The organism is Albimonas sp. (genome assembly GCF_055129145.1).
This window is the reverse complement of sequence record NZ_JBSRTQ010000180.1, coordinates 1-7,533: the sequence shown is the minus strand read 5'-3', so window position 1 is coordinate 7,533 and position 7,533 is coordinate 1. Positions and strand designations below refer to the sequence as shown.

General features: G+C 72.7%; 5 protein-coding genes. 4 read left to right on the top strand and 1 reads right to left on the bottom strand.

Annotation, left to right across the window (positions count from 1 at the left end):
- Positions 1 to 144: 144 nt before the first annotated feature.
- Positions 145 to 780 carry an HAD-IA family hydrolase gene (locus tag ACTB72_RS19200; RefSeq protein WP_463038624.1) on the bottom strand — a complete coding sequence of 212 codons (636 nt, stop codon included), beginning with the start codon at positions 778 to 780 and terminating at the stop codon, positions 145 to 147.
- A 383-nt stretch (positions 781 to 1,163) separates the two neighbouring features.
- Here ACTB72_RS19200 and murA point away from each other — a divergent pair, with 383 nt between their 5' ends.
- The 4 genes from murA (at position 1,164) to polA (ending at position 7,177) form a co-directional block, all read left to right on the top strand.
- Entirely contained in the window at positions 1,164 to 2,429 is a 1,266-nt protein-coding gene (gene murA, locus ACTB72_RS19195; protein WP_463038623.1) for a UDP-N-acetylglucosamine 1-carboxyvinyltransferase, read from the top strand.
- 603 nt (positions 2,430 to 3,032) lie between these two features.
- A complete protein-coding gene (locus tag ACTB72_RS19190) occupies positions 3,033 to 3,920 on the top strand; it encodes a sulfotransferase family protein (RefSeq protein WP_463038622.1) in 888 nt (295 codons plus the stop codon).
- 96 nt (positions 3,921 to 4,016) lie between these two features.
- A complete protein-coding gene (locus ACTB72_RS19185; protein ID WP_463038621.1) occupies positions 4,017 to 4,274 on the top strand; it encodes a zinc-finger domain-containing protein in 258 nt (85 codons plus the stop codon).
- A 2-nt stretch (positions 4,275 to 4,276) separates the two neighbouring features.
- A complete protein-coding gene (polA, locus tag ACTB72_RS19180) occupies positions 4,277 to 7,177 on the top strand; it encodes a DNA polymerase I (RefSeq protein ID WP_463038620.1) in 2,901 nt (966 codons plus the stop codon).
- The last annotated feature ends 356 nt before the right edge of the window (positions 7,178 to 7,533 follow it).

Below are 7,533 nucleotides of genomic sequence, written 5' to 3'. Positions count from 1 at the left end.
CGGGACGGGTTGCCGCGGCGGCCGCGCGCAGGCGGGGCGCCGGGCCTCGCCGTCACGCCCGCGCGGCCGGGATTCCGGGGCGCGGGCGGGGCCGTCTCAGGGCGGAACGTTAGGAGAAAGGGAGGGCGGGGCGCGGGGCTGCGGTCAGACCGCGAACCCGGCCGCACGCATCGCCGCTTCCAGGCCCTCGGCCCCGTCGGCGACATGGCCCCGCCAGCCGCGGGCGCGGGCGGCGGCGACGTTCTCCGCCTTGTCGTCGGCGAAGAACAGGTCGGGGCCGGTCAGGCCGGTGCGCGCCTCGACGATCTCGTAGATCGCGGGTTCGGGCTTGAGCACCTGCTCGCGCCCGCTGACCACCTCGATGTCGAATTCGGCCAGGATCGGGAAGCGACGCTGGGCGACGAGAAATGTGTCGGCGGCGAAATTGGTCAGGGCCACCACCGGGATGCCCTGCGCCTTCACCGCGCGGAACAGGCGCTCGACCCCCGGCAGCATCGGACCGAACATCTCGTCCCAGCGTTCGCGCCAGGCGAGGATGGCCGGCGCGTCCTGCGGGTGGCGGGCGGCGAGCGCCGCGACTTCGGCCGCGAGGTCCCCGTTGCGGTCCCCCGCGAGGTTCATGTTGTGAAAATCCACCCGGGCGAACAGCGCGGCGCGGGCCTCGACGTCGGGGATCAGCGCCTCGTAGACCCGGTGGGGCTGCCAGTCGACCAGCACGTTGCCGATGTCGAACACCATGGCCTTCGGGGCGGACCGGGAGAGGGAGGCGGGGGCGGACATGGCAGGCTCCGGGCGAGGGCGCGGCGCCCCGGGTCGGGGCCGACCGGGGAAAGGGGGTCGCGGGCGCACCCTGTCCCCGCCCCATGCGGCTGGCAAGCGACGCGGCGCCGCGCCCTCGCCCCCCCGTCCATCTCCCTGCCCGCACCTCCCGGCTCGCGCCTCCCGCCGTCGCATCGCCCCCGGCCCGGCCGCCGGAGACGCCCCCACCCGCGCCACGCCGACCGGCCGCGCGGGCGCTCCGCCCCAGCCGGCGCACGGTCGACGCGCGGCCTCCCCCCGCCAGCCGCTTTCCCGCCCCGTCCCCGTCATTGCGCCGCCCCATGCGGAACGATACCACCGGCCCCACAGCAAACGGACGGCGCATACAGGCGGGAGACGGGCGGATGGACAGGATCGCGGTCACGGGCGGACGCCCGCTTTCGGGCGAAATCGCCATCTCGGGCGCCAAGAACGCCTGCTTGGCGCTCATGCCGGCGGCGCTGCTCACCGACGCGCCGCTGACGCTGACCAACGCGCCGCGCCTCGCCGACATCGCCACCATGACCGACCTGCTCGCCTCGCTGGGCTGCGAGCTCGCGCCCCTGCAGGGCGGCAAGGTGCTGGCCATCGGGGCGGAGAGCATCGCCTCGCACCGCGCCGACTACGACATCGTGCGCAAGATGCGCGCCTCGATCCTGGTGCTGGGGCCGCTGCTCGCCCGCCACGGCCATGCCGAGGTCTCCCTGCCCGGCGGCTGCGCCATCGGCGCGCGCCCCGTCGACCTGCACCTGATGGCCTTCGAGGCGATGGGCGCCGAACTCGAACTCCGCGACGGCTATGTCCACGCCCGCGCCCCCTCCGGCGGACTGCGCGGCGCTGTGATCCGCTTCCCCCTCGTCTCCGTCGGCGCCACCGAAAACGCGCTGATGGCCGCCACCCTCGCCCGCGGAACCACGGTGATCGAGAACGCGGCGCAGGAACCCGAGATCGTCGACCTCGCCGCCTGCCTGACCGCCATGGGCGCCCGCATCTCCGGCGCCGGCACGCCGACCATCGCCATCGAGGGCGTCGACGCCCTGCACGGCGCCACCCATCGGGTGATCGCCGACCGGATCGAGCTCGGCACCTACATGATCGCGCCCGCCATCGCCGGCGGCTCGGTCGAACTGACCGGCGCCGGCCGCGCCCTCGTCGGCGCGCTGTGGGAGCGGCTGGAAGAGACGGGCCTCGCGCTCGAGGAGACCCCCCGCGGCCTGCGCGTCACCCGCGGCCCCGCGCCGCTCCGCCCGCTGCATGTGGTGACCGAGCCTTATCCCGGCTTCCCCACCGACCTGCAGGCCCAGCTGATGGCGATGCTGACGCTGGCCGGCGGCGAAAGCGTGCTGGAAGAGCGGATCTTCGAAAACCGCTTCATGCACGCGCCCGAGTTGATCCGCATGGGCGCCCGGATCGAGGTGCATGGCGGTCTGGCGAAGATCCAGGGCGTGAGCGAGCTGCGCGGCGCCCCGGTGATGGCGACCGACCTGCGGGCCTCGGTGTCGCTGATCCTCGCGGGGCTGGCCGCGCAGGGCGAGACGGTGGTGAGCCGCGTCTACCATCTCGACCGCGGCTACGAGCGGCTGGAGGAGAAGCTTTCGGCCTGCGGCGCCCAGGTCGAACGCCTGCGCTGAGCGGGCGCGCGCGGGAGCCGCGCGTCGACCGCCCGCCCGTGGCCACGGGGCGCCCGCGCGGCGCTGGGACGGACCGCGGGCGGGAACGAGGGCGGCGCCCGGCTTTCGACCCGGGGGGCTTTGAAGTTTTTTCGCCTTTTGCCGAGACGGCCCCAGAGGGGCCTTGTCCGAGCGTGCGCGAGGATTCGTCCGCACCAAGGCCAAGCCGGCTGCGCCGGTCGCTGCGCGAGCCTTGACCCGGACGTCTCCTCGCAAGTCATCGGGGACGACGGATGCCCTCGGCGCAACGAAGCGCCACCGCCCGACGCCGACGCCGACGCCGAAGCGATGCCTGCGCCGTCAACGGCCTGCACCTCCATGGCGGCGACGGCCTTCCAAGCAGCGACGGAGCGGGATGCGTGGCCCCCACAGGCCGGCGCCCCTCGCCACCCGCGCCACGGCCCAACGCCGCGCGGGCGCACCGCCCCCACCGGCCTGCCCGTCGTCGCGCGGCTCCCTCGCCGCCGGCTCCCCCGCCTGCGTCGCGCGGCCCCGCTTGCATCCCGCGCCCCGGACTGGTGTCTTGGCCCCCCCCGGCCGCACCGGCCGGCCGAGGAGTTCCGGATGACCCCGCCCGCCCCCGCCCCCTCCGAATCCGCATCCGCCGCCGCATCCGCCGCCGCGAGCGCCCCGGGGCCGGTCCACTTCTTCCTTCACGTCCCCAAATGCGCCGGCACCACCGTCGAGCGGCATTTCGAGCGGACGCTCGGCCCCGCCTTCCTGCTCGCGCCCCGCTGGCGCCATCCGTTGCGCGACGTGATCGGCAACCGCTATCCCAGCCTTTCTCCCGCCGACCTCTCCGGCGTGCGCGCCGTCTCCGGCCACTCCCTCTCCTGCTCGCTCGCCTCGAAATTCCCGGGGCGCGAGATCCGGCCCTCCGTGCTCATTCGCGACCCCGTCGGCTTCCTCGTGTCGTTCTGGAACTACCGCTGGATGCGCCACGAGACCCGCGGCCAGCCGGCCCCGCCCCCCTTCGCGCAATGGCGGCGCACCCAGCGGCGCAACCCGATCACCCGCTTCCTGCTGCACCGCTATTTCGAGGTCGGCTACCCCGCGCTCTACGCCTATTCCACCCGCGCCCGCTTCCTGCATCTCGACGCGGCCTTCACCGGCTTCCACTTCGTCGGCACCTACCGGCGCTGCGACGAAGCGCTGGCCGGGATCTCGGCCGAGCTGGGGGTGGACGGGACGGTCGACTCCGAAAATGTCGGCGAGTCGAAACGGCTGCGCGTCGCAGACCTCTCCCACGAGGAGGTCGCCGAGATCGAGGCCGAGAATGCCGGCGACGCCCTCCTCTTCGCCCGCTGGAAGGACCGCGGCTTCGCCCCCGGCGCCCCCGCCGGCGCGCCCCCGGCCGAAGAGGTCGCCGCCGCGCTTCCTGATGGCGACGGGCTCGCCAGCCTCGTCTCCGACACCGACAGCGCGCTGCGGCGGATGCGCTGGCGGCGCTGAGGCCCCGCCTCCCCGCGGACCCTTCGCCGCCTTGCCCGCGCCCGCCACGCCGCTATGATGCGCGCCCAACGCCTGCAGCAGATGCGAGACCCGCCCATGACCCTCGACGCGCCCGAAACCGAGATCGTCGCCAAAGCCCGCATCGCCTGCGACGGCCCGGGGCCAGCCCTCGGCCATCCCCGCGTCTGGCTGCAGATCCCGCTCGAGGCCGGCTTCGTCGAATGCGGCTATTGCGACAAACGCTTCATCCTGCAGGGCGGCCCCGCCGACCCGACCGACCGCCCCGCCGTCGATCCCGCGCCGGGCGGCGACCCCGACAGCGTGCCTGGCCGCGTCGCAGAGCCGGACGCCTGAGCATGGCCGCCCCCGCGATCGGCCCCGGCGACCATCTGGAGCTGATCGACGGGTCGGGCTTCATCTTCCGCGCCTATCACGCGCTCCCCGCCCTCGCCCGCAAGTCCGACGGCCTGCCGGTCGGCGCGGTGGCGGGGTTCTGCAACATGCTGCAAAAGATGCTGGAGGCGCGTGTGGCGCGCGCGGCGGACGCGCCCACCCATGCCGCGGTGATCTTCGACCATTCCTCGAAGACCTTCCGCAATGACATCTACCCCGAATACAAGGCCCACCGGCCCGAGCCGCCGGAGGATCTGCGCCCCCAGTTCGGCCTGATCCGCGACGCGACCCGCGCCTTCAACCTGCCCTGCATCGAGATGGAGGGCTATGAGGCCGACGACCTGATCGCCACTTACGCCCGCCTGGCGGAGGAGGCCGGCGCGCGCGTGACCATCGTGAGCTCCGACAAGGACCTCCTGCAGCTGGTCACGGACGCGATCTCGATCTGCAAGCCGGGGCTGAAAGGCCAGCCGGACGAGATCCTCGGCGCGGACGGCGTGCGCGAAAAGTTCGGCGTGGGGCCGGAGCGGGTGGTGGATGTGCAGGCGCTGGCCGGGGATTCGGTGGACAACGTCCCCGGCGCGCCCGGCATCGGCATCAAGACCGCCGCCCAGCTGATCAACGAATACGGCGATCTCGACACGCTGCTCGCGCGGGCCGAGGAGATCAAGCAGCCCAAGCGCCGCCAGACGCTGATCGACCACGCCGACCAGATCCGCATGTCGCGCGACCTGGTGACGCTTTGCGCCACCGCCCCGGTCGAGGACGGCCCCGCCGATTTCGCGCTGCGCGACCCGGACCCGGACGCGCTGCTGGGCTTCCTGCGCCTGATGGAGTTCCGCACCCTCACCGCCCGCGTGGCGGAGCGGCTCGGCGTGTCCGACCTGCCCCCCGCCGCAGCGCCCGCAGGCTCCGCCGCCGCCGGGGCCGAAGGGCCGCGGACCGCCGAAACCGGCGCCGCGGCGGCGGGCGAGTGGGAAGACCCCCGCCTCAAGGCTCCGATCGACCCGTCCGCTTACGAGATCGTGCGCGACGCCGCCGCGCTTCAGGTCTGGCTGGACCGGATCGAGGCGCGCGGCTGGGTGGCGGTGGATACCGAGACGACCTCGCTCGACGAGATGCAGGCCGACCTCGTCGGCATGTCGCTGTCGGTCGAGCCAGGTCAGGCCTGCTACATCCCGCTCGGCCATATGGAGGGCGGGACCGCCGACGGCGACCTGCTGTCCGAACCCGCCGCCCGCGCACCAGGCCAGATGGACCGGGAAGAGGCGCTGAACATGCTGCGCCCGATGCTGGCGGATGAGGCGATCCTCAAGATCGGGCAGAACCTGAAATACGACCTCAAGGTGCTCGCCCGTCACGGGACCCCGGTCAGCCCCATCGACGACACCATGCTGATGTCCTACGCGCTCGCCTCCGGCCTGCACGGGCACGGCATGGACGCGCTGTCGGATCGCTACATCGGCCACCAGCCGATCCCGATCAAGACGCTGATCGGAACCGGCAAGGCCGCGATCACCTTCGACCGGGTGCCCATCGACAAGGCCGCGCCCTACGCCGCCGAAGACGCCGACGTGACCCTGCGCCTGCACCGGATCCTCAAGCCGCGGCTCGCCAAGGAGCACGTCGCGGCGGTCTACGAGGTGATGGAACGGCCTCTGGTCCCGGTGCTGGCGCGGATGGAGATGACGGGGATCAAGGTCGACCGCGACCAGCTCTCGCGCCTGTCGTCGCGCTTCGCCCAGCGCATGGCGGGGCTGGAAGCGGAGATCCAGGAGCTGGCGGGGCAGACGTTCAATGTCGGCTCGCCCAAGCAGCTCGGCGAGATCCTGTTCGAGAAAATGGACCTCCCCGGCGGCAAGAAGGGCAAAAATGGCGCCTGGGGGACCGGGGCGGATGTGCTGGAGACGCTGGCGGCCGAACAGGGCTCCGACCTCGCCGCCCGGGTGCTGGACTGGCGCCAGGTGTCGAAGCTGAAATCCACCTATACCGATGCGCTGCAGACCCATATCAACCCGGACACCGGGCGGGTGCACACGTCCTTCAGCCTCGCCGCCACCTCCACCGGGCGGCTGGCGTCCACCGACCCGAACCTGCAGAACATCCCGGTCCGCTCCGAAGAGGGGCGCGAGATCCGCGAGGCCTTCGTGGCCGAGCCCGGCAACGTGATCCTGTCGCTGGATTATTCCCAGATCGAGCTGCGGATCCTCGCCCATATCGCCGGCATCGACGCGCTGAAGGCGGCGTTCCGCGAGGGGCAGGACATTCACGCCATGACCGCCTCCGAAGTGTTCGGCGTGCCGATGGAGGCGATGACGCCCGAGATCCGCCGCCGGGCGAAGGCGATCAATTTCGGCGTGATCTACGGGATCTCGGCCTTCGGGCTCGCCAACAACCTGCGCATCCCGCGCGACGAGGCCAAGGCCTTCATCGACGCCTATTTCGAGAAATTCCCCGGCATCCGCGCCTATATGGACGCGACCGTCGCGGGGGCGAAGGAGAAGGGCTATGTCGAGACCCTGTTCGGCCGCCGCATCCACACGCCCGAGATCACCGCGGGCGGCCCGCGGGCCGGCTTCGCCCAGCGCGCGGCGATCAACGCGCCGATCCAGGGCGCCGCGGCCGATGTGATCCGCCGCGCGATGATCCGGGTGGAACCCGCGATGGCGGCGGCGGGACTGACGGGGCGGATGCTGCTGCAGGTCCATGACGAGCTGCTGTTCGAGGTCCCCGAGGCGGAGGCCGCGAAAACCATCGAGGTGGTGCGCGCGGCGATGGAGGGCGCGGCCCTGCCCGCCGTGTCGCTGGCGACGCCGCTGGTGGTCGACGCGGGCCAGGGCGCGAGCTGGGCCGCCGCGCACTGACCCCGTCGGCGGGAGCCGCGCGTCGACCGATGCGCCCGTCGCGCCGCCTCGCCCGCGCGGCGTTGGACCGGGGCGCGGACATCACCGCCTCCCGGCTCAAGGCGCAACGGCGAGTCTTCGGGCGGGTCAAGGCTCGCGAAGCGACCGGCGAAGCCGGCTCGGCCTTGACGCGCACGACGCTTGCAGACGCTCGCACCAGGCCCCCTGGGGGCCATCTCAGCAGAACCGCGCTCTTTCCGGCCACAAGCGAAACGCCGTGACGTGACCCCCGCTTTCTCCTCCATCTGAAGCTAGAATCCGGCCCACAAGGAGGGACCGGAGATGAAGCGGAGCAGGTTCACGGAAGAGCAGATCAT